At 32.1% G+C, this 22,088-nt stretch carries 22 protein-coding genes and 3 pseudogenes; 7 read left to right on the top strand and 18 right to left on the bottom strand.

Features of this window, described 5'->3' with window-relative positions:
• Positions 1-44: 44 nt before the first annotated feature.
• Positions 45-749 (top strand): annotated as a pseudogene (locus ORL93_RS03825) (YwqG family protein); the annotation flags it as partial.
• 773 nt (positions 750-1,522) lie between these two features.
• Here ORL93_RS03825 and ORL93_RS03820 read toward each other — a convergent pair.
• Positions 1,523-2,350: an LAGLIDADG family homing endonuclease gene (locus tag ORL93_RS03820; RefSeq protein WP_265958631.1), complete on the bottom strand. Its 828-nt coding sequence runs from the start codon at positions 2,348-2,350 to the stop codon at positions 1,523-1,525.
• Between the two features lie 461 nt (positions 2,351-2,811).
• Here ORL93_RS03820 and ORL93_RS03815 point away from each other — a divergent pair, with 461 nt between their 5' ends.
• Entirely contained in the window at positions 2,812-3,189 is a 378-nt protein-coding gene (locus tag ORL93_RS03815; protein ID WP_265958629.1) for an erythromycin esterase family protein, read from the top strand.
• Between the two features lie 3 nt (positions 3,190-3,192).
• Positions 3,193-3,888, top strand: coding sequence for an erythromycin esterase family protein (locus tag ORL93_RS03810; protein ID WP_265958628.1), 696 nt, complete (start codon positions 3,193-3,195; stop codon positions 3,886-3,888).
• Positions 3,889-4,433: 545 nt separating this feature from the next.
• Here ORL93_RS03810 and ORL93_RS03805 read toward each other — a convergent pair.
• The 4 genes from ORL93_RS03805 to ORL93_RS03790 all read right to left on the bottom strand — a co-directional run bounded on the left by ORL93_RS03805 (position 4,434) and on the right by ORL93_RS03790 (position 7,006).
• Positions 4,434-5,210, bottom strand: a complete 777-nt coding sequence (locus ORL93_RS03805; RefSeq protein ID WP_265958627.1) for a Cof-type HAD-IIB family hydrolase — start codon at positions 5,208-5,210, stop codon at positions 4,434-4,436.
• 180 nt (positions 5,211-5,390) lie between these two features.
• Entirely contained in the window at positions 5,391-5,885 is a 495-nt protein-coding gene (locus tag ORL93_RS03800) for an NUDIX hydrolase (RefSeq protein ID WP_265958732.1), read from the bottom strand.
• Positions 5,886-5,924: 39 nt separating this feature from the next.
• Complete coding sequence (locus tag ORL93_RS03795) at positions 5,925-6,482, bottom strand: hypothetical protein (RefSeq protein WP_265958626.1); 558 nt, start codon at positions 6,480-6,482, stop codon at positions 5,925-5,927.
• Between the two features lie 86 nt (positions 6,483-6,568).
• Positions 6,569-7,006, bottom strand: a complete 438-nt coding sequence (locus ORL93_RS03790; RefSeq protein WP_006094969.1) for an NUDIX hydrolase — start codon at positions 7,004-7,006, stop codon at positions 6,569-6,571.
• A 151-nt stretch (positions 7,007-7,157) separates the two neighbouring features.
• Between ORL93_RS03790 and ORL93_RS03785 the strand changes: the two genes are divergently transcribed.
• On the top strand, positions 7,158-7,610 hold the full coding sequence (locus tag ORL93_RS03785; RefSeq protein ID WP_003197926.1) for a hypothetical protein: 453 nt from the start codon (positions 7,158-7,160) through the stop codon (positions 7,608-7,610).
• A 43-nt stretch (positions 7,611-7,653) separates the two neighbouring features.
• On the opposite strand, the gene ORL93_RS03780 is transcribed toward ORL93_RS03785, so the two are convergent.
• The 9 genes and pseudogenes from ORL93_RS03780 to ORL93_RS03735 form a co-directional block, all read right to left on the bottom strand.
• Positions 7,654-8,862 carry an L-lactate MFS transporter gene (locus ORL93_RS03780; protein ID WP_265958625.1) on the bottom strand — a complete coding sequence of 403 codons (1,209 nt, stop codon included), beginning with the start codon at positions 8,860-8,862 and terminating at the stop codon, positions 7,654-7,656.
• Positions 8,863-9,167: 305 nt separating this feature from the next.
• On the bottom strand, positions 9,168-9,311 hold the full coding sequence (locus tag ORL93_RS03775) for a hypothetical protein (RefSeq protein WP_003197930.1): 144 nt from the start codon (positions 9,309-9,311) through the stop codon (positions 9,168-9,170).
• Positions 9,312-9,364: 53 nt separating this feature from the next.
• The gene (locus ORL93_RS03770; protein WP_265958624.1) at positions 9,365-10,387 is read right to left on the bottom strand and encodes a serine hydrolase domain-containing protein; all 1,023 of its coding nucleotides are present in this window, start codon (positions 10,385-10,387) and stop codon (positions 9,365-9,367) included.
• 167 nt (positions 10,388-10,554) lie between these two features.
• Positions 10,555-10,818: a heterocycloanthracin/sonorensin family bacteriocin gene (locus ORL93_RS03765; protein WP_003207258.1), complete on the bottom strand. Its 264-nt coding sequence runs from the start codon at positions 10,816-10,818 to the stop codon at positions 10,555-10,557.
• Between the two features lie 465 nt (positions 10,819-11,283).
• The gene (locus tag ORL93_RS03760; RefSeq protein ID WP_003207257.1) at positions 11,284-11,730 is read right to left on the bottom strand and encodes an NUDIX domain-containing protein; all 447 of its coding nucleotides are present in this window, start codon (positions 11,728-11,730) and stop codon (positions 11,284-11,286) included.
• A 379-nt stretch (positions 11,731-12,109) separates the two neighbouring features.
• A complete protein-coding gene (locus ORL93_RS03750; protein ID WP_265958731.1) occupies positions 12,110-12,400 on the bottom strand; it encodes a heterocycloanthracin/sonorensin family bacteriocin in 291 nt (96 codons plus the stop codon).
• 414 nt (positions 12,401-12,814) lie between these two features.
• Positions 12,815-13,261 (bottom strand): NUDIX domain-containing protein, encoded by a 447-nt coding sequence (locus ORL93_RS03745; protein WP_003197936.1) that lies wholly within the window; start codon positions 13,259-13,261, stop codon positions 12,815-12,817.
• A gap of 178 nt (positions 13,262-13,439) precedes the next feature.
• Positions 13,440-13,783, bottom strand: a pseudogene (locus ORL93_RS03740) (cytochrome C biogenesis protein).
• Positions 13,784-13,814: 31 nt separating this feature from the next.
• Positions 13,815-14,273 (bottom strand): GNAT family N-acetyltransferase, encoded by a 459-nt coding sequence (locus ORL93_RS03735; protein WP_003207254.1) that lies wholly within the window; start codon positions 14,271-14,273, stop codon positions 13,815-13,817.
• A 139-nt stretch (positions 14,274-14,412) separates the two neighbouring features.
• Between ORL93_RS03735 and ORL93_RS03730 the strand changes: the two are divergent.
• Positions 14,413-15,703: pseudogene (locus ORL93_RS03730) on the top strand (aminotransferase-like domain-containing protein); the annotation flags it as partial.
• 249 nt (positions 15,704-15,952) lie between these two features.
• Here the strand turns inward: ORL93_RS03730 and ORL93_RS03725 are convergent.
• Positions 15,953-16,477: a GrpB family protein gene (locus ORL93_RS03725; protein WP_098161636.1), complete on the bottom strand. Its 525-nt coding sequence runs from the start codon at positions 16,475-16,477 to the stop codon at positions 15,953-15,955.
• 272 nt (positions 16,478-16,749) lie between these two features.
• Between ORL93_RS03725 and ORL93_RS03720 the strand changes: the two genes are divergently transcribed.
• Positions 16,750-17,217 carry a DUF2306 domain-containing protein gene (locus ORL93_RS03720; RefSeq protein WP_018765964.1) on the top strand — a complete coding sequence of 156 codons (468 nt, stop codon included), beginning with the start codon at positions 16,750-16,752 and terminating at the stop codon, positions 17,215-17,217.
• Positions 17,218-17,431: 214 nt separating this feature from the next.
• On the opposite strand, the gene mle is transcribed toward ORL93_RS03720, so the two are convergent.
• The 3 genes from mle to ORL93_RS03705 all read right to left on the bottom strand — a co-directional run bounded on the left by mle (position 17,432) and on the right by ORL93_RS03705 (position 20,812).
• Positions 17,432-18,286 (bottom strand): alpha/beta fold macrolide esterase, encoded by an 855-nt coding sequence (mle, locus tag ORL93_RS03715; RefSeq protein WP_098161635.1) that lies wholly within the window; start codon positions 18,284-18,286, stop codon positions 17,432-17,434.
• A gap of 211 nt (positions 18,287-18,497) precedes the next feature.
• Positions 18,498-19,403 carry a glycerophosphodiester phosphodiesterase gene (locus ORL93_RS03710; protein ID WP_098161634.1) on the bottom strand — a complete coding sequence of 302 codons (906 nt, stop codon included), beginning with the start codon at positions 19,401-19,403 and terminating at the stop codon, positions 18,498-18,500.
• Between the two features lie 203 nt (positions 19,404-19,606).
• A complete protein-coding gene (locus ORL93_RS03705) occupies positions 19,607-20,812 on the bottom strand; it encodes an MFS transporter (RefSeq protein WP_098161633.1) in 1,206 nt (401 codons plus the stop codon).
• Between the two features lie 563 nt (positions 20,813-21,375).
• Between ORL93_RS03705 and ORL93_RS03700 the strand changes: the two genes are divergently transcribed.
• A complete protein-coding gene (locus ORL93_RS03700) occupies positions 21,376-22,086 on the top strand; it encodes a hypothetical protein (RefSeq protein WP_176524667.1) in 711 nt (236 codons plus the stop codon).
• Positions 22,087-22,088 lie beyond the last annotated feature (2 nt).

Genomic DNA, 22,088 nt, shown 5'->3' with positions numbered 1-22,088 from the left:
TTTCATATATTATGCAAAGGAGGAGTAGAGGGTGACAAATACATACCATATTTGAAAGTGAATTTGGTGGGTATCCGTATGTACCTATTCATCATGAGCATCCAAAGGATTCGAATGGACAGCCTATGATGTTACTTGTGCAGTTGAATTTTAGAGAGATTCCGCATATTGAATCTGTGCCAAAGAAAGGATTACTATAGTTTTTTGTAAGCAGAGATGCTGATCTTGTTGGGGCTGATTTTGACCATCCAACAAAACAAAAAGATTTTCGTATTATTTATCATGCAGAATTAACGCAAGATGAAACTCAAATTGTAACGGATTTTAGCTACTTAAATGCTATTGATTCAGAGAATTTTATTGTGCCTAGAGCAGCAAAGTTAAGGTTTGAAGCAGGTTATCAGCCTGTAACACTAGGAGATTATCGATTTGAAGAGTTTTTTAGAGATGCAATTCATTTAGAAGAAATCGATGACGATAGCGTAGAAATGGAATTTCATAGATTGTACAATAAACATTTTGAAAGCCAAGGGCATAAAATTGGAGGATATCCATTCTTTACACAAACGGATCCAAGAGAATGGGAAGAAACCTATCAAGAACATAACATCTTATTGCTACAAATCGATACAGATGATTCTCTAGGAATTATGTGGGGAGATTGCGGCATTGCTAACTTTTTTATACGAAAAGAAGATCTACTAAACCTAAAATTTTCAAATGTACTTTATAATTGGGATTGCTGTTAAGTCTAAAAACACCTTTAATATAGCGAAAAATAGGGAAGAGGGGTTGAAGTATTTCGCTATATCTGTGTGAATTACCGGTTATAGCAAGAATCTTAGTGTGAAATCACAATTTTAAAACTTATGTACGTAGTTACATGAATAAAAAGTCAATATAATTTACAAAAAGAAGTATAAACCAATATAAAAATTCTTCCTAAAAAATAGGGAGAATTTTTATAGGAATAGTATCGGGTTATGTTAACTAAGATAAAAAATACAACGCAATAAACAACTTGTTATAGATAAACCCTAAATTTAACCATATTAAGAAAATAAGATGTAATTATAAGGAAATGTATAATAGATGATGAAAAACTTAAATGCGCACGCGGAAACAATGTAATAACAAAAAAATTTTTAACGAATTACGTAATAAATTTATGTTCATCAATGTTTTTGTATGTTGTAAACTCAGCAAAATTTTTATTCTAAAAATGCTGTAGAGAAATTTAATCGTAAATTTACTATAAAATCTATAAAAATTTAAATAAGTAATATGTAAAGCCGATTTCATAAAAAATATCCGTTTCATCTCATTTTGTATAGTATACTTGTGTTTAGAGACAGGAAAACACTTCTTTTGTATTACTACCTATAATATATATTATGTTAACTGTGAAAATAGAAGTAACTTGTTTTTAGTTTAAATCTCCCTTTTACTTCTGTTGCTTGACAGAAAAAAGATTAGCGTTGAAATATAGCATTCACACTAATCTGTACAAGGGATTTTATTTTTAATTAATTTGTTCGAAGCTATTTTTAAATTTGGAATCACTTTGTAACCAGTTTTTGAATGTTGATTTTTTAATGCTAATATTTTCTCTTTGTAAAAATATTTCTTTATCTTTATAGATCCAATTAGAAAAAAGTTTAATAGTTCTTCGACCACTAAGTATCACACGGTAATGCGATTTTTTATTCACAAGGTTCGGCTTAAAGTTTTGCTCATGTAAAACTTCGTTTAAAAAATTCATAAAACTATGTGATCCACCTACGAAACTTACAGTATAAGTTGGATAGTTCACATAGCCATCTCCATCAAAATATCCCCTAATAAAATGATGCAGATACTCTTTTGGAACAAATGGAAATTGTACGTCGTATGATTTACAAGGCATGATTCCATGTAAGTTTATTAGATCATTTTTCATGATTTTGCTATTTAAATTTAACATATAAACACCAGTGTTCTTGTTTTTATATAATAGTTGGTTTGAATTGAGTTTTATTTTTATATCTTCTAAAATCGCTGATTCTTTTTGAGAAATACTTACAGTTTGGTTATCTTTTGTAATGACACCATCTGCAATGAAAAACCCTAAAATATATGCCATAGTATTAGACCAACGCTTAAAGTAATCTTCATTTAAGTTATATTTTCGTTTCCAGCTGCCTCTTGCTCTTTTTTCAACGTTGTTATCCGTTAGGACCATCCGAACATATCTAGGTGAAACATTAGCTAGTTTTGCAATATTTGACGTGCTCTCCCCTTTTAAATACAGTTTAATCATTTCGTCCTTTTCCAGTGCGCAATTAGATTTCTTTTTGCTCCTGTCAGTCATTTCGATTCTCTCCTTTCAATAGATATAAATGAAGTGTGCATCTTCCATATCATTATCATTATATAAAAGAACTGATGTTCCGTCTGTTTTATCTATTAAAATCGGAGTAACATTTTTATTCATTGTAGATCTTCGTATCCTCCATTTTTTCTGCTGCTATCTGCTCTATTTTTGTGGCAATTATGTAGCATATTTCCTCGAGTTCTCTTCTGAGGATTATTTTAACACTGTTTAATTTATAGAATTTTTAAATTAAACAGAAATATCCTCCTTTTCTTCTTGATTTGTATAAATTCCATCCTTTAGTATGAATATATAAATCTAATTGTTCCTATTTTGTTTAAATGAATCATAGCTGATTAGATTTATGTGATAAGGTTTATAAAAATTTAGGAGGGGTTATTGTCTTACTAGGTGAGTCTACTCATGGTTCAACAGAAATGAATCAATCAAAGGTTTAAATGATTAAGTATTTACATGAAGAAATGGGTTATGATGTACTTGCGTTTGAATCAGGATTTGCGGCAGCGAATTCCGTATATCAAAACTTAGATGATTTAACTGCTGAGCAAACCATGAAAAAATCTATTTTTGGCAATTGGTTCACAAAAGATGTAGAAGAATTATTTCAATACATAAAAGAACAAAAGGAAAAAGGAACGCCCCTTATTTTAACAGGGTTTGACATACAAATACCGTGGAATGCTTCTACTGCAACATTTGCAACTCCTGCAAATGAATGGATTGGAAAATTAAATCCGGAAATAGGAAAACAACTTGTAGAAGCAGAAGAAGAAATTGTGAAATACCGTTCCGTTTCTACTTATAAAGAATTTTAAACAATGCAGTCCTCTCTTTTACGTAAATATGAAAAAGTAAAAGAATTTATCCAACAGCATTCGAATGATTTAAAACAAGTAGCGCCTAAAGCATCATATGATGTGAATTTGCTAGAAAAGTTAATCAAGATTCGAATTGATACCCTTAAAACGTATATTCCAAATCAAGTAAAAGAAGAATTAAGCATCCCCCCTCAGCCAGTTTTTTCGGATTTTTCATATTACTCACATGACAAACAAATGGGACAAAATTTAGCGTGGTTAAGTGAACTGCAGTATAAAAACAAAAAAATGATTGTGTGGGGACATAATTATCATATACGAAAACAGAACGCTAAAATGTTAAAAACAGATCCTTATCCAATTCCATTTCCAAATATGATGGATGTTATGCCAAAATACTTGAAAGATCAAATGTATTCTGTGGGATTATATGCGTATAGCGGGAGCAGTTTAGGTTCGAATAACATTGGCCCTTTTCCTGTAAATGAAAAACATGCAGCTAATAGTATTGAAGAAATTTTGAAATCTGCGCAACATCCGCATTTAAAAGGTGAAGAAAATCGTCCTGAAACCTCTTGGATGTATATGCCAATTATCGGACTGCATTGGGGACAAAAGAAAGAAATCATGATTCCTAACCAACAATATGATGGTATTCTATGGTTAGAGCATATTACACCTTCTCAGATTAAATAAAATAAAAAGCGCACCAAGAAAATGGATGGTGCGCTTTTTATTTTATATGGTCACTAGGAGATATATTTTTCTTTAACCAATCTTCTTTATGAAGGATATAGTGATTTTCTATAAAGCTCTTCTCCCTCCTTTTATGTCTTAGGATGTTAAACAAATCATTCATGTATAGCAAACACGCATAACTATTTTAACTATCGTATGTAAATTATACACTTTTTATTTTATCTAAAACTTATTTTATGAAATTATTAGTTTAAATGTATTCTGCTTAAAATGAACAAGAAAAGACACCTTATATAGGTGTCTAAGAATCTTATGTATCATACAAATCAAATGGAATTATTCTTTTTTCTCTTCATCTGTCTTCCCGTAAGCGAAAATCTCAAAAACGAATTCACATAGACCAACTACGACTTCCCCAATTACTCCGTGCATTTTCCCACACTCCTTTTTTGTAAATCTATCTTAAGTATATGAGTGGGATGTTTTTAAGTGCTATTGGAGAAGGTGACATAAATATTACAAATTTGTAATGTTACTCTAGTTTAAATGACACCAAATTTCTTTAACGCGTAAGATATTCCTCCTTCGCTTGCTCTTTTGGTAACGAAGTCTGCTTTTTGTTTTAACGTATCTTCTCCATTTCCCATGGCAATTCCCAAACCCACATACTCCAACATGTCGATATCATTTCCGCCGTCACCGAAAGCAATGGCTTCGGATTTGCAAAAGTTGAGATGCTCCAATACTTTTTTAATCGCAGCTGATTTGGATACTTCCGTTTCTTCAAGTACATTCATTACGTAGCCATGAAAACGCTCGAATCTAAGTTTTGAAAATCTATCTAGAAATTTTTGCGCTTCACTGTCGTCCGCATACAAACATATACAGTAAATTTCGTCTGATAGGGATTTCATTTTTTCGGGATATTGTGTAAGGTTCAAAGTTTCTTTTAATGCCCCCATGACCCGCTCATCATCGGAACCCATGCCGTTCATCGTAAATAGCTTGGTAAAATAAGAAACACCGTGTCCGTTCAACTCAGCAAAAGCAGAAACATCTTGAACTGTTTCTATTGATAGTACTGATTTATGTATAACCTTCTCGTTACATGTTATAAGCGCACCATTAGCAGAAATAAACGTATCAATGCCCATAGTCTTAAACTCTTCGCACAAATTGTACGGTCTTCCTGTTGTAACTACAACTTTTAATCCTCTCTCGATTAATTTCTCAAGTGCTTCTTTTGTGCTTAACGGTATACTTCTATCCACTTCGCTTAATAGGGTGCCATCAACATCAAAAAATACAATTTTGTACATATGTAATCCCTTCCTTGTTAAATTGCACTATCTTTATACAATAACTAATAGTGTACTTTTTACAAACATCTCAAAATACGTTCTACACTCAACTAAAATGAAGCAGTTTAAGCGTTTTTTCAAAACATGGAGTTCTTCTTTCGTACGGGCCTTTTACTAAATTAAAAAACTGATGTTATCCTATTTTTTCACTAGGTTATTTAGAGGTAGGTTGTCTAACCTGTTAAATTCTTTGCATTCATATTCTACTAATGTATGATTTATAATGACACATCTATGTTCTAATATATGATGTTCATTGATCATTTTAGGTAGAAAGTGAGGTATCATCGCCCCTACCCCATAATTATACTTACTAAGTATCCATGACACGCCTTTCCAGTCTAAAATCCCTTCGGCTGTCTTTTTAGGAGTTTCGTAGTAAAAGTCATTAGGCACATCTACTACATACGCATACATGCCACCTGAATATGTATGATCCATTTCCCATGTTATGATACCTTTGAACTGGATTTGATTTCTTTTGATATCGATATCTGTTTCTTCTTTTATTTCACAAATTGCGCTTTCTAATGGCGTTTCTCCGCTCTCTATTTTTCCGCCTACTCCGTTCCATAATCCTTTAGCAGGGGCGTATTCTTTGTTTAACATGAGTATCTCATCATTTCTTTTAATAAAACATAGTTTCTAATTTTAATATAAGGCAACCATTACTTATATAATCGTATAGTCATCAAAATATTGATCGATACTTTTTAATTTCTCTACTTTAAAGTTTATAATAGCAAAAGAACTCTCATGTAAATGTAACTTTTCATCTAAGGTAATAATGTTGCCGTCTGTATCAATCAATATGAACGAATAACCCCCCTCTATAGTAGCTGTGACTTTTCCTAACGCTTTTTTATCCAACCATATAGATAATCCCGCAAACAAAGAAGCAGTAACAAACACTTTTTTATCTATTAATTCAAATTTAATATAGTCTGGACTGTCAATATCAAATAGTTCAACGTAATGACATTTCGAATTCCCGTATTCTTTTGTATAATAATCAATAAAACTACTAATAAACATTTCTTTGTTATTCAAATTTTCTAGTATTTCTCCGCTTTCATTCAGTATAAGTTCCTCAAGTTTTTCGCTTGAAAGTATTTTGTTATATATTTGCATAGTTATTTCTCCTAAGCCCCTATTATTTCTGTGCATAATAATTAAAAAGGTAACGATTTGTATTTTAATAAACCTTTTTCCATTCATGTTTTGAATCAATTACTCTAATTTATTTTCAATGGGATATTCTTGGTTATTAAGTATCTTTCTTCTCATATTTGTTTCAACTTAAAATATTAGCTTTATTATTTGTGAATAATTGTCCCATTAAAAATATATGGTACAGTTTCTTTTCTTTGCAATAGATTTTTTAAATGTTCGGGAAGTCGTAAATATGTTTCTGCAATTTGTAGTTCCATCCACGTAACTTCCTCAATCTCTTCTGGTCGTGATATATGTATTTCTCCACCTGTAATTTTCCCAATAAAGTTAATGAAAATAGCATGGTGACCTCTTTCTTCAAAAAATGCTTCACTTATTGAAAAAATCCCATCTACCTCTATATCTAATCCTGTCTCTTCTTTTACTTCGCGAATTGCTGCTTCTTCTAACGTTTCATCAAACTCGACTGCACCACCCGGTAAAGTAAAATAAGAAGCATTTGAACCTGTATTTTTAACCATTAATACTTTTTCTTGAAACTCATCGTAAAGTAGTACGTACGTTACAGTTACTTTTTTCATAGGAACCTCCTTAGTAGATCTCTAGTATACAGTTCTCTATAAAGCGATGTATCTCCTTGCTAGTAAATTTAAAATATTATTATATGGAATATTAAGGATATCTTTTGTTTTTATTTAAAGATATAATAGTAAGAAAAAACAAAGATTGTGAATGGATGAAATGAAACCGCATAAAAAGAAAAGACTTAGAAAGAAAAAACGTAATCGAAAAACATTTAAGCAAATTGTATTTCAATGCTGGATCAATATTAAGAAGTTTTTTAAAGTATTGTTTGTTTTAGTGCTTTTTGGCGCGTTTTGGGGATCTTGTTATTACATATTTGATAAAGTATCGAATCGGGAATTTACAGTTCATCTTGTTTTCGCTTTTGTAATCTGTTTTGTGTTGTCCTATATTCTAGGGCATATTATCAGCAAAGTTAAGGACTGGAATTTTTCAAATGCAGATGTGAATTTTAATGGGGATATTGGAGGTTGTTTACTAGCTCTTATTTTATTTCCATTGTTTTTGTTATTATTTGGTGTAACGTACTTTGGTGTGAACTACATTATTTATAAAATAACTGGAAATAAAAAATTTAATTCCTTCTCAAAAGAGCCCTAATGTTCATTTAGGGCTCTTTTCTATACAGAACATATGCAAAATGTTAAGCTATTTTTCGATATAACTTTTGTGTTTCTTTCTTTTTCTCCTTGCTTGGTGGTCGAATTAAAATGGAGATAATAAAGGATATAATACATAGTATACCGATTGTAATAAAAGTTGGTTGAAATCCACCTAATAGCGCTCCGATAAATGAACCTGCGAGTGCACCAAAACCAAAACCTTGATATACAATTCCATAATTTGTACTATGATTTTTCAAACCGAAGAAATCACCCACAATTGCTGGAAATATGGTAATATTTCCTCCAAAACAAAATGCGACACTTGCAACACAAGTAAAATAAATAGCGTAGTTTAAATTCATCAAACTCAGTGTAAAAACAGATAAGCCGATTACAATAAAAGTTGCTGAAACAATTTTTAATCGACCTATTTTATCTGATAATGTCCCAAGAACAATTCGGCCAACAGTATTAAAAACCGCAATCATTGCAACGGCATTAGCTGCGGTTGCTACACTAAGTCCTACGAGTTGAACTCCGATATCTTTTACCATACCGATTAAATAGAGGCCACTCATACATGATGTAAATAACATAAAAAACAATAAATAAACTTGTTTTGTGCGTAACATTTCTTTCGTTGAATAATCATTACTTAAAGTTTCAGATACTGTTTCATTCGTAGCAGCTTCACGTAAGAAGAAAGATCCCGCAAGTATTACAATCAAAACAATTATGCCCCAATATAAAAAAGCTTCCGATACACCAACTGTATCAATTAACTTTCCATTTACGTATTTAAAAATTAAGCTCCCCATTCCGTATGCTGAGACTGATATACCAGAAATGAGACCTTTACGATTTGGAAACCATTTAATTAAATTTGATAATGATGTGATATAGGCTGTACCATCTGCATAACCTACTACGACACCAGCTAGTAAATAAAGAAGTGGTAATGAGGAAACTTGTGAGCTAAGTATTAATCCAACTCCAAGAACAATTCCTGCGGTTGCGATAAGTTTACGAAGCCCCATCTTTCGTTGTAATTTACCTGCAAATAAAGTTGAAAATGATAAAGAAAAGCTGGTAATTGAGAAAGTTATCGCTACAGTATGAAGTTCCCAACCGAATTTACTTACTAACGGTTGATTAAACAAACTCCATGTATAAATCGTTCCAAGACCAATTTGCACAATGATTGTGCCTAGGACAATCAGCCATGGATTTACAGATGCTTGTTTCATGCGAACTGTCCCTTTCTTATCATGACATGTTTTATCACAATTTAGTATATCCGTGATGAAATACAAGATACTAATTTAAAACTGGAAATTAAATTGGAGTCATTGTACAAAATAAACAAAAAGACACTTCGTTAAGAAGTGCCTTTTTGTCGATTAGATTATATACGGGTTTATTGTAAAAAAGCTGTGTTAAGATAAGACATTTTCAAATGCTTATATACATTATAGTACCAAATGATGTCTTTATTTTTATGGGGCTTAAGATGTATTTTTCTTTCATAAAAAAGTCTTATAAAAAACAAAAATTAATATTCGATTTCCTCATAATCTTTTGGTTGTGGAACAGTTTGCATATTTGCAGCATCTTTTGGATCGCTATATATAGCGTTCTGCTCAACACTTGTGTCGTTGATGTTTTGTTTTTTACTTTTATTCGTTTGTTTTTTCATAAGGGTTCACTCCTTTTCTTTATAAAAGTAGTTATACCCCAATTCAAATATTTTTACAGGTATGTAAAAGATGATTTCGCGAATGTATCAGCGACTAAATTGCTAAATTCTCGTAAATAATACAGATAGTTGTCTCCTCCATAGTTATATCTTTTATTATACATTTTGGCAACGACAACATTATACTTGGGAATGACTAAAATGGTGGGTCCTGTAATGCCTAATATTTGATACGAGCCTTTAGGTACCCTTTCCCCAAGCTCGCTTTGTATAGCGGGTGTGTTTTGAACAAACCAGAAGCATCCGTTTTGTGGTAAGTCCGTGTTTTCGTATTCTGGGCTTTGAAGACTTGTTGCAATTTTAATAACCTCTTTCGGTACGATTTGTTTTCCATTTATGTATCCTTCATTTAAATGTAAATTTCCCCAATAGGCGAATTCTCTAGCAGAAACAAAAAGGTTTTTTTCCGTTCCATCATCTAATATTCCAGTACTGCATATTGCTTCTTCATGAGGATTTACTATTACCTTTACCAAATTCTCATGATACTTTTTTCTCCATCCTGTTTCTTTAAAACCTGCAGGTATAAAGATACGTTCTTTTAATAACGTAGGAAAACTTTTATCATATAGTTGATAAATAAGATGGGTCATCATACGTACGTTAATATCTCGATATGCCCACCCTTGTCCAGGTTCAAATTCTCGATAAATTGTTCCGTCTTCTTTTTCATTTAAACCATGTGAATGCGTTACTAAATGTCTTAAGGTTGTCTTACTAAGCAAATTCTCATCATAATCTTTAAAATAATTTGCTGCATAATCATCAAGATGCTTTATCTTCCCTTCATATAGTGCATAAGCAACCGCTAAACCTAAGTAACTCTTTCTAGCGGAAGCAACATTAAATTGTGAAGACGCTGTTATAGTAGCACTGTTTTCAGTATTAGAATGATTTCCACTATAATGTTCAAGTACCACTTCATTATCTTTCATAATAAAAAGTGCTGCTGCAGAGCTATGATTCCGTTCTTTTATATCTTCTACCCATGAAACTAATTTTTGGTATGTATGCAATGTCTCACCCACCTCTGTATGAAATGCTATATCAAATATTAATTTCGATGAAAATAGAAGATGTCCTTTTATTTGTTTAATTCACAAAATGAAAGAAAAGTGTCTCTACACTCTGAACATGTACATACACCTTTCTTTCATACAATAACTTCATTTATGTTACAAAGTTAAATGAACCACCAGCTCCAGCAGCTAAAGCATCCCCCGCCGCAGCCGCCGCACCCTGCACAGCCGAAACAGCCGAAACAACGTCCGCCGCAACCACCACAACGTCCGCCGCAACCGCCGCAACGTCCACAGCCGCCGCAGCGACGAGCATCTTCTTGTGCATAATAATATGGATATTGATTTTGATTATCCCAGTACACAACATTTCCAGGGTGATAATCATTTAGATTCAATGATTGCAGTTCTTGTTGAAATTCATTCATGTTTATGACCTCCGTTTATAAATTAAAGTTTCTGTCTAGCATAATTCATCGGTGCTTTTCTATATGTATCACTTGTTTAATCGGCATAATAAACAGCAATAAATATAGAAATTAGAAACCAATTTCAATACGTACAACAACAAAATATGAGGTTTCACTGGGTGACGTACCTTGTTCGGTTGCCTATTTTTAGATAGCTTGTATGTTGGATTCGTTTTTATAAACGAGATGATAAAAGAAATTTTACAAATATGGAATTATATAAATTTCTCATTTGTAAATATAGGAGAGAATCTTATATTCTTTGTAGGAGCACAATCTGAGGTTTACTTCTTTTGTACAATAAAAGTGAATCAATTATTTCATTTGATGGGGATGATGACTTTCTTTAATAGTTATTAAGAGTTAGTTGGGTACTATGCAGTATTATTAACACTTAAGTACCCAATACCCTTCAGCAATACTTTATAAATTACTAATCCAACAATTTGATAAATCTTCTTTTTGTACTTTTTCTATTAACCTTTGTACAGAGGGTTCTGGCATTATTTTATATGTAATTAGATTTTCATTGTTAGGGATGATCCAATGAAAATCTAAGTGAGACTCTTTCGAAATCGGTGTTATATCACTATGCAAGTCTTTACTATAGACTTCGAAAACATGATTTATTTCATAATGAAGAGTCTCACTATCTTGCCACTCGTTTTCAATCACTCCTAAAAAGCGCTTAACTTCACAATCTATACCTATTTCTTCTTTCAGTTCACGAATTAATGCGCATTCTGCAGGTTCTCCTAATTCCACATGACCACCTGGTAGAAAAGAATGATGCCCTTTATAATTTGCTATTAAAAGTTTGTTATCTTTTATAATGATTCCTCTTACAATATGATGAAATTTCGTTTTCAATTAGGTTTCTCCTCTTTATCCATTTTCTTAATTAAAGTTAAACAAGTAAACGGTATACTTCTTCTCTATCATAAACATGACCAAGATTTACAAAACGATAGCTTTCATATAACCTTTTTGCCCGAGTGTTCTTTTTGTGTACAATTAGACGAATCTCTTATTCCGTGCCTTTATTTCTTCTACCCATGAAACTATTTTTTGATATGTATCCAATGTACCATTCACCTCTATATGAAATGCTATATCAAATATTAATTTCGACGAAAATAGAAGATGCCCTTTTATTTGTTAAATTCACAAAATGAAAGAAAAGTGTCTCTACAGTTCATACTTGTATATACACTTTTCTTTCAAAAATATCTTTATTTATGTCACGAATTTAAATGATCCACCAGGTAGCACCATTAAAACCGTCAAAACAATTAGAGCAACCACCGCAACCACCACAACCAAAACAACTAAAGCAACCGAAGCAACCAAAACAACGGAATCCACCACAACGAAATCCACCGCAACGAAATCCACCGCAACGGCCACAACCGCCACAGCGACGAGCATCATCTTCAATATAGTAATATGGATATTGGTTTTGCTGGTCCCAATACACAACATTTCCAGACTGATAATCATTAAGGCTTAACGCTTGTAGTTCTTGTTGAAACTCATTCATTTTCATGACCTCCGTTTATAAATTAAAACCCCATCGATGCTTTCCTATATTTCTGTTCGTTAAATCTAAGTAGAAATAGCGCTATAAACTAAGTTCAATACGTACACCAACAAAATATGACCTATCACTAGATGATGCACCTTGTTCATATGCCTATTTTTAGGTTGTTTTTACTATGGGCTCATTTTTATAAATGGAAATTATAAAATATGAATTTAAACAATAACATTTAGCTTTATGTCATCATTTTCTAGTTCTATAGCTTAAGCGTGGTAGTTTTTTGCGTGATATCTTTTAGTCATAAAAAAACACAGATATTAAATTTTTAAAAAGATGAACTAAGAGTATATTAGTTTTTCGAGAAAGGGTACTTATATCATGTTTTTTTACAACGTAGTACTCTTGCATGTTATTTTATAAATTGCTAAGCCAACAACTTGATAATTCCTCTTTTTGCACCTTTTCTATTAATCCTCGGACTGAAGGTTCAGGCATTATTTTATATGCGATTAGATTTTCATTATTAGGAATAATCCAACTAAAATCCAGGTGAGACTCTTTAGAAATTGGTTCTATATCACTATGTAAGTCGTTACTATCAACTTCGAAAACATGATTAATTTCATAATGAAGTATTTCACTATCTTGCCACTGGTTTTCAATCACTCCTAAAAAGCGCTTAACTTCACAATTGATGTCCAGTTCTTCTCTAAGTTCGCGAATTAATGCGCATTCTGCAGATTCTCCTAACTCAACATGACCACCTGGTAGAAAAGAGTGATGCCCTTTGTAGTTTGCTATTAAAAGCTTTTTATCTTTTATAATTATCCCTCTTACAATATGATGAAATTTTGTTTTCAATTAAGATTCCCCTCCTTTTGTAGTAACATAGCATGTATTCTCATTAAGTCTTTATTATTATTTTTTGTTTTTCTAGACCTATCGTGAATAGATTTTGAATACACCTTTAAGTAATCTTTAACAAATGAAATTACAATACTAACTTCATGTTTTTTGAAAGTGATATCCTCCGAGAATATTAAACTTGTCCAAAATATTCATTTAGTAGTGGCATGATATAAATCATGGGTGTTTCGTAAGGGTGAATTCGATTAATTATGGTAAGTGTGTCTTTTACAATGTCTTGTTTACACCTTATTTCGACTCGACTTTACATTCTTGCCCTTCACATATTTGACCGATTTCTCCATCAAAAGGTGTTGCATTATCTAAAGGTCTCCAGTACCCTTTAACTGTGCTGTAAGATAGACAGTTATCGTAATTTCCGACCTTACAAGCGTGAATGTTATTTAATTCATCTCGTAGAGTTTCAATATATTCTTCTGGGATAAATATTTCGATTTTTACTTCATTAAATTCCATGCGCTAGATCACAACCTTTTCTAAATAAAAGTTAGACATATAAACGATATACTTGCTCTTCGTCATAAACATAATCAAGTTTTTTAAATCCATAACCTTCGTATAACCTCTTTGCAATAATATTCTCTTTATGTACAGTTAATCGAATCTCCTTACATTCCGTAAATTCATTTGTAATCCATTTAATCATTTCAGCTAAAGCAGTTTTACCATATCCTTTTCCTTGATGATGCTCATCAATCATAAATCCGTTAATCCAATACATGTCCGATGTATTTGGTTCGAATGCATGCATAATGAATCCAATCATACTATCGTCATCATATATGGCTAATGGAATGTATTCGACATTTTCACCATCCGGCTTAATATATACTTTCGCAAGTGATACTGCTACTGGTGGTACAAATGTAGTTTGTTTCTTCGATACTTGTAATTTCAGTGCTTCTTCCCAGTTATCTCTTGTTATTATTTTTAATTGGATATTCATCGTATGGACTCCTTTTTGAATAACAAATTATCCTATTTAAAAAATATCTTTCTTTCATAATTGTTTCTTTATCGGATTTTAATAGTTCGAATACACTTCCTATATATTCAACGATTCGCTATCATTTCCTCTCTAAAAGAATCGAAGTACAGTAATTATAGCGTTAGAAGAACTAACAGCAGACGGTTTACTTAGAGGACAAATGGGTATGGGAACAATTGTAATGAATAATACATGGTCATTATTAGCAACGAATCCTCCACCTAATTGGAACGAGTATGTAAAAACAGGAGTACATAAACCAAGTAAATTAATTGTTCAAGAAATTAATGAAATCGAATCAAACAAAGACTTTATTCAACTTAGTAAAGGTGAACTTTCTTCTGATATTTTTCCGTTAGAAACAATGAAATTAGTTATACATAATGTGTCTAAGGAACTAGATACTTTCGGATATGAAGAACCAAAAGGACTTTTCCCTTGACGCCAGACAATAAGTGATTATGTGAAATCATTCGGTATTCATACATCTCCGTCTTCTATACTAATCGTTTCCGGAGCATTGCAAGCACTACAGTTAATATCAGTTGGTCTTTTGCATAGGAAATCCACAGTTCTACTTGAAAAACCTTCATATTTATATTCGCTTCATGTATTTCAATCAGCAGATATACATCTTTCTGGAATATCGATGGATGAGAGTGGTATCGTACCAAGCGATTTGTCTAGACGAAGTAAATATAATAAAACGAAAAACATTTTATATTCTATCCCTTGTTTTCACAATCCAACAGGTGTCTTAATGTTGGAAAGTCGACGGAAAGAACTTATGAATGTTTGTGAAAAAGAACAACTTCCTATTATTGAAGATGATATTTATCGTGAATTATGGATTGTACCATTAAAGGCAATGGATCAAAATGGGCACGTATTGTATGTCGGTAGCTTATCGAAAACACTTAGTCCTGGATTAAGAATTGGATGGGTAATTGGTCCAGAACCTGTGATTGAAAGATTATCAGACATTAAAAATGCAAACAGATTATGGATCTAGTTCATTATCACAAAGAGTTGCTGCTGAATGGTTGTCTAGTGGTTTATATCAAAAACATGTAGCGTCCGTGAGATTGCAGCTGAAAGAACGAAGAAAAATCATGATACAAGCGCTGGACCTGTATTGTAAAGACATCGCAACATGGAATACCCCTAGCGGAGGATTGTTTATATGGTTAAAGATACAACCTAAAATTTCAATGAAAAAACTATTTTCAAAAGCATTATCTAAAGGGATTCTTCTTAACCCAGGGCGTATTTATGAAGAGGAATTTGATCAACATATTCGTTTATCGTATGGCTATGTACCTGTCCAAGATCTTACGCAAGGAATCTATCAGATAAGTCAAATTGTTAGGGAATTAATAGAACCATAGAAAAGTCCTCTTCATTTAAGGAAGAGGACTTTCAAGCGGGTACTCATACATTCATATGTTAGGTGTTGACAACTTCCTGATACATTCTTCTCTACCTTTTCATAAACTGTCCAAATCAAATCTTTGAGTTAACTTATAATTGTTTAACCATATTGGTATATAAGAAAGATGAAAATATTTTTGAAATTTCCAATTTAATTAGATTCTATTTGTTCTTCTATTACAAGTAGTAATTCCCACTTTTTCTTTTTAGTCTATATAAAGCGTCTTATTCAAAATCCCTTTTACAAAATCAGTTTTAGCTTCACAATAACCATCAATATTATATCGATAGTTCTCAGCTAATTGATATTTCAGTTCTTCATATTCTTTCCGTGCACCCTCATTTGCTGATAAATAATCCCGTAAAGCGACATGTTCTAAATAGCCTTTCCCATCCTTCGGGCAGACATAGAGGTGGTATTTCATAAAATTATCTTCATTATTTCTTTGAAAAGCTTCACGTCCTTCAACACCTAGATCTCCTTGATGGTGATAACCTTCTTTTTCTAATCGTTCTATAATGTCAGGTAATAGATCGTAACTTTCTATAACTACATCAATATCAATAATTGGTTTCGCTGCTAACCCTTCAATGGAAGTACTCCCTACATGCTCAATCCTTAAAATTAAATCTCCGATATAACTTTCAATCATCATTTTAATTTTCTTGAACTCCGTTTTCCATTCCGGATTATAAGGCATAATTTCTATTATTCTTGTTTTTTCAGCCATTATTATATTCCTCCTTATCAAGACCTAGAACTTTTGCAAAAGCAGTTTCTATTTTACACCTTTTTTAGAACTATAATATCTTTTCAAATATGAAGTAGTTTCTTAATTTACAATGTACATTTTATATCAGCAAACAAAATATGATGAAAATTATTATTGCTAGAAGATGTTCTACAAACACCTTAATTTCAATATATTAAATTGAATCAAAGATGTATTTCATCTCTTCTTTAACAAACCAAAAATATTAAAATGGCAAAGGAGGAAGTATATTGGATATTTTTCCTATACTTTTAATAATTCATATTCTATTTGGGATCATATGTTTAATTTCAGGAGCTGTCGCAATGTCTGCAAAAAAGAGAAAAGGAACTCATACAGAATGGGGTGAAGTTTATCATGCATCTTACGTTGTAATATTCATCACTGCAATTATATTGTCTATTTTACATTGGAATGAGATTGCTTATTTGTTTTATGTCGCACTTTTTTCTTATTCATTTGCTATTTATGGCTATCTTGCAAGAAAAAGACGCTGGAAAAATTGGATTCATCATCATATTAGAGGTATGCTAGGTTCATATATAGGTGCTGTAACGGCTCTTCTAGTGAACATAGGGAATTCTATACCGATATTAAATTTACTTCCTACACTATCGTTTTGGTTTTTACCAACATTGATTGGTACCCCACTTACAATAATGGTTATAAAAAAATATAAAAAGCATACAAACAAGTAAAAAGCTCTATTAATCATGCAGTAAATATTCTGCTTCGATAACTGGATTCAGCGATTTTTTTATTACTACTCAATCATTTTAGTCCAAAGAAAAAAGCCATTTAGATAAAATACAATTTATTATTCGTGAATAGTTGAAACGAAGTGTCAATAAAAAATAGACGATCTAAGGAGCAGAAAACTTCTTAAATCGTCTATTTTGACTGTGTAATTCCCTACACTCTTGAAGTATGTTTCGAAATAGCGTTAATTATATTATCCCAATCATCAAAATGAATTTCATGCCCCGTTCCCTCTAGTGGTAGTAACGACGCATTAGGAATTTCATTCGCTAGAGCTAAGCCATGCTCATACGGAAGTGCGGTATCTTCGGTGCCGTGAATAACTAAAGTAGATATATTTATTTTTTTTAATTTCCCCTCATAGTAATCATCACCTTTAAGCAGTGCATGATTAAACATGCTGAGTAGATTGTTTGCTCGTTTTATTTCTTTTGTTACCTGCTTCGTAACTCTTTGCTCATCAAATTTATGCTTTGGTCCACAGAGTAATGCTGATCCTCTAACCAAATAATTCACAACAGATTCGTTATCTGTCCAATCCAATTTACTTCCATTGGCATGATAAGCAAGAATTTTTTCATCCATTGGAGGTAAATTCCGATTGTTTTCATCAGACCCATAAATACTTGATGCAATCAATGTCATTGTTAGGACTCTTTGAGGATGCCTTACTGCGATAATTTGAGCAATCATACCTCCCAAAGACATTCCTACAATATGTGCATGATTAATATCGTATGCATCGAGTACTCCAACAGCATCATCCGCCATGTCTATCACAGTATAATGAGAACTTCCTGGCTCGTAGGTAACGGAACGTCCAACATCTCGATGATCATATCGAATAACGTATCGCCCTGTATCTGCTAATCGTTTACAGAACTCTCCATCCCAGTAAACCATCGAACACATTGCTCCCATAATCAGTAAAGTCGCTGGGTGATTAGGATTTCCAAAACTCTCTGTGCATATATCAATTCCATTAATTTTATTTATCTTTTCTTTCATAATTCATTCCTCATTTCATTCGAATTTGGTCATTTGAAAAAAGGTACATCAAGACAGCCCAAAATTCCCTTTAGAAAAATGAACGAATAGAAATGTACCTGAAATTAACGGAAACGAATGAACTTAATAATCATAATAAGCACTCTCCTTATAAGAAATGAATAAGAGGCTTAACCCCATTGCTAATTATATTATATTTTTGTAACTTAGGTTAATCTATTTCATTACTAATGGATAATGATAAAATTACATGCTGTAAACGATCCGGATAATTCGTAAACATCCCATCTACACCCCATTCAATCATTTTTTTCATATCTTCCTCTTTATCTACTGTAAATGGGTGAACTTCTAAGCCTTGTTTTTGTATTTTTGGAACATCGGTAGCATTCATATATGTATAGTTCATGCCCAAGCCTACACAATAAGTTTTATACGCCTTTAAGTCTTCATTGGTTAGTCTGACTGCTTTTTTGTGTGTTAATAATTGCACCAGCGGAATGCTAGAATTTAGACTATGAATCTTTTTTAAACTTTCTGTGCTAAATGATTGGATGATTATTTTCTCCTTTACAATAGCGGGATCACTTAGTTGGTATCGATTCAGTATTTCTAAAAGCTTTTCTTCCATTCCTAGATAGTCCTCTGGTGATTTTATTTCAATATAATAACGAGCATCATGGCCAAACGTTTCAATAATCTCTTCAAGCGTTGGTACTTTTACGTCCTTAAATTCTTCTTTTGATAGCTTGGGATGTTTTTTATTAAAGAAGCTACCAGCATCAAGTCTTTTTATTTCTTCTAATGTATGATCTTTAACAAGTCCTGATCCGTTTGTTGTTCGATTTAATGTATTATCATGCATAGCAATTAAGTGTCCATCCTTTGTCATTTGAAGATCTATTTCTATATAATCACCTTTGAATTGTTGACCTAATTTATAGGCTGATATTGTATGTTCTGGAGCATATGCAGATGCCCCTCTATGGGCAATTGTTATGACATGATCTGATCGATTCTTAGCTTTTATATAATTTATTTCTTTTGTTTGCTGTAGAATAGCAATGCTTATTCCTATCAAGATGCAAACAGTTGTAGTAATAAGTGCTTTTTTCATAGTGATATTTAAACTCCTAATCTTATACTCTATTTATATATGTTACACGATAAAATTTAAGCACGTATAAATATGTTATTAAAGCTTTGTAACAAAATCATTCAGTCTACAAAATAAACAACTGGATAGCTAATGTCTTGATAAAAAATAACCATCCTCTAAGGCTTGGATATACCTTAAAGAATGGTCGCCTTAAAACAGATTTACGATTCAATATTTTTAGGCACTTCTCTTATACCTTTAATCGGTAAGCAAGTACCTATCAGTGCAATTATAGTACAACCCATAAACATAACAGGTAACCCGTATACAGCAAGTATAGATAACGTACCAAAAATAATTAAATCCAGTACAGAATCTAGTACTGATAACAATGAAATTGTTGTTGCACGTACATGTGATGGAATTATATCATTACTCAGCTGTGAATAAATCGGATATCTTATTGCTCTTACAAATCGTAATATAATAAATGCTCCTAAAACGCTCCACAACGTATTTCCAAAGCACGCTGCTAATAGTAATCCACAGACAGCTAATGCACCTGAAAGATTTAATAAAAATATACGAGAGAATTTTCGGGTTAACCACCCTATAGAAATGGATGCAAAATATCCGCCTATTGCAGCGACTGCATATAATATGCCAATTGCAAATACGGGCACGCCTGCATTTTTCAAAAGTAATTGATCATAGTTGTCAAAAACTGCACTCGCTGGAATAAATACAAGCGATATATTTAAGAACATAATAAGTAATTGAGGTGCTCTTCGGATAACTTGTATTCCTTCGATTACTTGTGAATAAGCTGACTCATTATATTCAAATTCCACCGCCGGATTTTTTATAAATAAAAGTAAAATTAATTCTACGAAATGAAAAAGAAGTCCGAGTGTAATTAAAATAAAGAATTGCTCTTCCTTCAAATCTTTCGCAAAATAAGATCCGAAAATAACGGCAATCAACATTGAAATAAAGCTAGCGGATTGAATTTTTCCCATCGCTTTATCCATAAGATGTTGTTCATTCGTTTCTTTTAAAGATTCGTATATTAAGGCTTCATCAGCACCCGAAAAAAAAGTGACTGATAAACCATTCAATAAGCTATATAAACAAAATAGCCATATGTTATCAGCAAAGAACAAAATAGAGATACTTATAATTTTTATGCAAGCGCCTGTTATAAAAGAGAGTTTTAAACTGAAACAATCTGCAAAAATGCCTGCTGGTACTTCTCCAATTAAAACCGCTCCACTCCAGCACATCAATACAATAAAAATATTTGAAGGAGTTAATCCTCTTTCCGCATAAAACAACGTCATAACTGCTTGTAAAAAGCTAATTGTTCCAAAAAAATGTACCCAAAATAAAATAGAAATATTATGATTTGCCAGCGTATACTTATCCAAACGTTCTCCTACTTTCCGATATTTATATTCTTCGCGGAAGCAGGAGTGTTAAGTTAGCTTAAATACTATGCACTCCTCTTCCTTTACTTGAGAATGTTTTTAAAGTTTTTAACATGTTAATTCCTCCTTACATTTAATTAAGTGTATCATAACAAATATTCTTAATATTTACGAAATAAAATTATAAACTGGATAAGATTGTCGAAATGGAAAAAGTGGTATATAATAGGCAGTAACATTACTAGTAATTATTTTAGGTATTCCTAGAATAAAGGAGCGATACATATGAAAATTACTATTTATTTCGGAAGTCATGAAGATCAAGATGTACGTACAATGGATTGTCATTTAGATGTAGAAGATGCAGAAGAACTTGTCTCTGTTTCATAATATAAATCGTAAATAAAATGGGTTGAATCCTCTTCCCTATCGCATTCAGGGCACTTTTTAAAAGGTGTCTTTTTTATGTTTTTCCGGTAAAAATCCCTTTACTTTATAACGATTAAATAGTAAAATATAAATATACGAACAAACGTTCTTTTATTTCAATCGTACTTGAAGGGATGATTTTTACAATGGCTCAAAACAAACGCAGAGGAAGAAAAAAGCATACACCTACTATCTCAAATACAGGCTTTATCGGTTCTGTGTTTATTGATACATTGGAACTACAAAAAAAATCCTATTATTTTGCCCGTAAAAAGCTTCAAATTGTCCATCATGTATTAGATGGCCTTGCAGGCGCAACAAGTTCTTTATTTAAAGAGCATAATATTTCTGCACATATGTCTTGTGTGTATTTACATAAACAAAAGAAGATAGGTTTTGTTCTTTCAACAAAACCTTTTGAACACGCTGATGGTGTTGCTTATTTTAAAAATTACTTAATTGAAAAGAATTTTTATGATAAGCAAGACGCCGAATTTCAAGAAGTATTTAATACAGGCTTTATTGGGGTGGTATTTGCTGACATATCTAGTATTGATCGATTTAACTTTGATTTTGAAATGAGCATGTTATCAAAGCTAATGAAGGATATGATAATTCCTGTTAAGGAGCTATTCTTACGTCATAATACCCCCGCTTATATCTCTACTTCTCATTTAGAGGAACAAAATAAATTAGGATTTGTTTTATCTGTAAAACCTTATGATGAACGTGCAGAAGCAGATTTATATTTTGAAACATATTTAAAAGAACGTGGCTTATATATTGGGGATGAAGAAGACGAAATTGATAAGATTGTCATTCGAAAAAAAGTTGAATTGATATAGAA

The sequence above is a fragment of the Bacillus sp. DHT2 genome (genome assembly GCF_026241455.1).
Classification (GTDB): Bacteria; Bacillota; Bacilli; order Bacillales; family Bacillaceae_G; genus Bacillus_A; species Bacillus_A pseudomycoides.
Note: the sequence above shows the minus strand (reverse complement) of the source record. Positions and strands in the feature narration are given on the sequence as shown.

Excerpts from the sequence above, each read along its gene's own strand:
- ORL93_RS03735 (WP_003207254.1), bottom strand. The coding sequence starts at position 14,273 with ATGAATATCCAATTAAAAATAATAACAAGAGATAACTGGGAAGAAGCA.
- ORL93_RS03710 (WP_098161634.1), bottom strand. The coding sequence starts at position 19,403 with ATGAAAAAAGCACTTATTACTACAACTGTTTGCATCTTGATAGGAATA.
- ORL93_RS03820 (WP_265958631.1), bottom strand. The coding sequence starts at position 2,350 with ATGACTGACAGGAGCAAAAAGAAATCTAATTGCGCACTGGAAAAGGAC.
- ORL93_RS03765 (WP_003207258.1), bottom strand. The coding sequence starts at position 10,818 with ATGAATGAATTTCAACAAGAACTGCAATCATTGAATCTAAATGATTAT.
- ORL93_RS03750 (WP_265958731.1), bottom strand. The coding sequence starts at position 12,400 with ATGAATGAGTTTCAACAAGAACTACAAGCGTTAAGCCTTAATGATTAT.
- ORL93_RS03780 (WP_265958625.1), bottom strand. The coding sequence starts at position 8,862 with ATGAAACAAGCATCTGTAAATCCATGGCTGATTGTCCTAGGCACAATC.
- ORL93_RS03810 (WP_265958628.1), top strand. The coding sequence starts at position 3,193 with ATGCAGTCCTCTCTTTTACGTAAATATGAAAAAGTAAAAGAATTTATC.
- ORL93_RS03725 (WP_098161636.1), bottom strand. The coding sequence starts at position 16,477 with ATGGCTGAAAAAACAAGAATAATAGAAATTATGCCTTATAATCCGGAA.
- ORL93_RS03700 (WP_176524667.1), top strand. The coding sequence starts at position 21,376 with ATGATTTTTACAATGGCTCAAAACAAACGCAGAGGAAGAAAAAAGCAT.
- ORL93_RS03805 (WP_265958627.1), bottom strand. The coding sequence starts at position 5,210 with ATGTACAAAATTGTATTTTTTGATGTTGATGGCACCCTATTAAGCGAA.
- ORL93_RS03785 (WP_003197926.1), top strand. The coding sequence starts at position 7,158 with ATGGATGAAATGAAACCGCATAAAAAGAAAAGACTTAGAAAGAAAAAA.
- ORL93_RS03815 (WP_265958629.1), top strand. The coding sequence starts at position 2,812 with ATGATTAAGTATTTACATGAAGAAATGGGTTATGATGTACTTGCGTTT.
- ORL93_RS03790 (WP_006094969.1), bottom strand. The coding sequence starts at position 7,006 with ATGAAAAAAGTAACTGTAACGTACGTACTACTTTACGATGAGTTTCAA.
- mle (WP_098161635.1), bottom strand. The coding sequence starts at position 18,286 with ATGAAAGAAAAGATAAATAAAATTAATGGAATTGATATATGCACAGAG.
- ORL93_RS03775 (WP_003197930.1), bottom strand. The coding sequence starts at position 9,311 with ATGAAAAAACAAACGAATAAAAGTAAAAAACAAAACATCAACGACACA.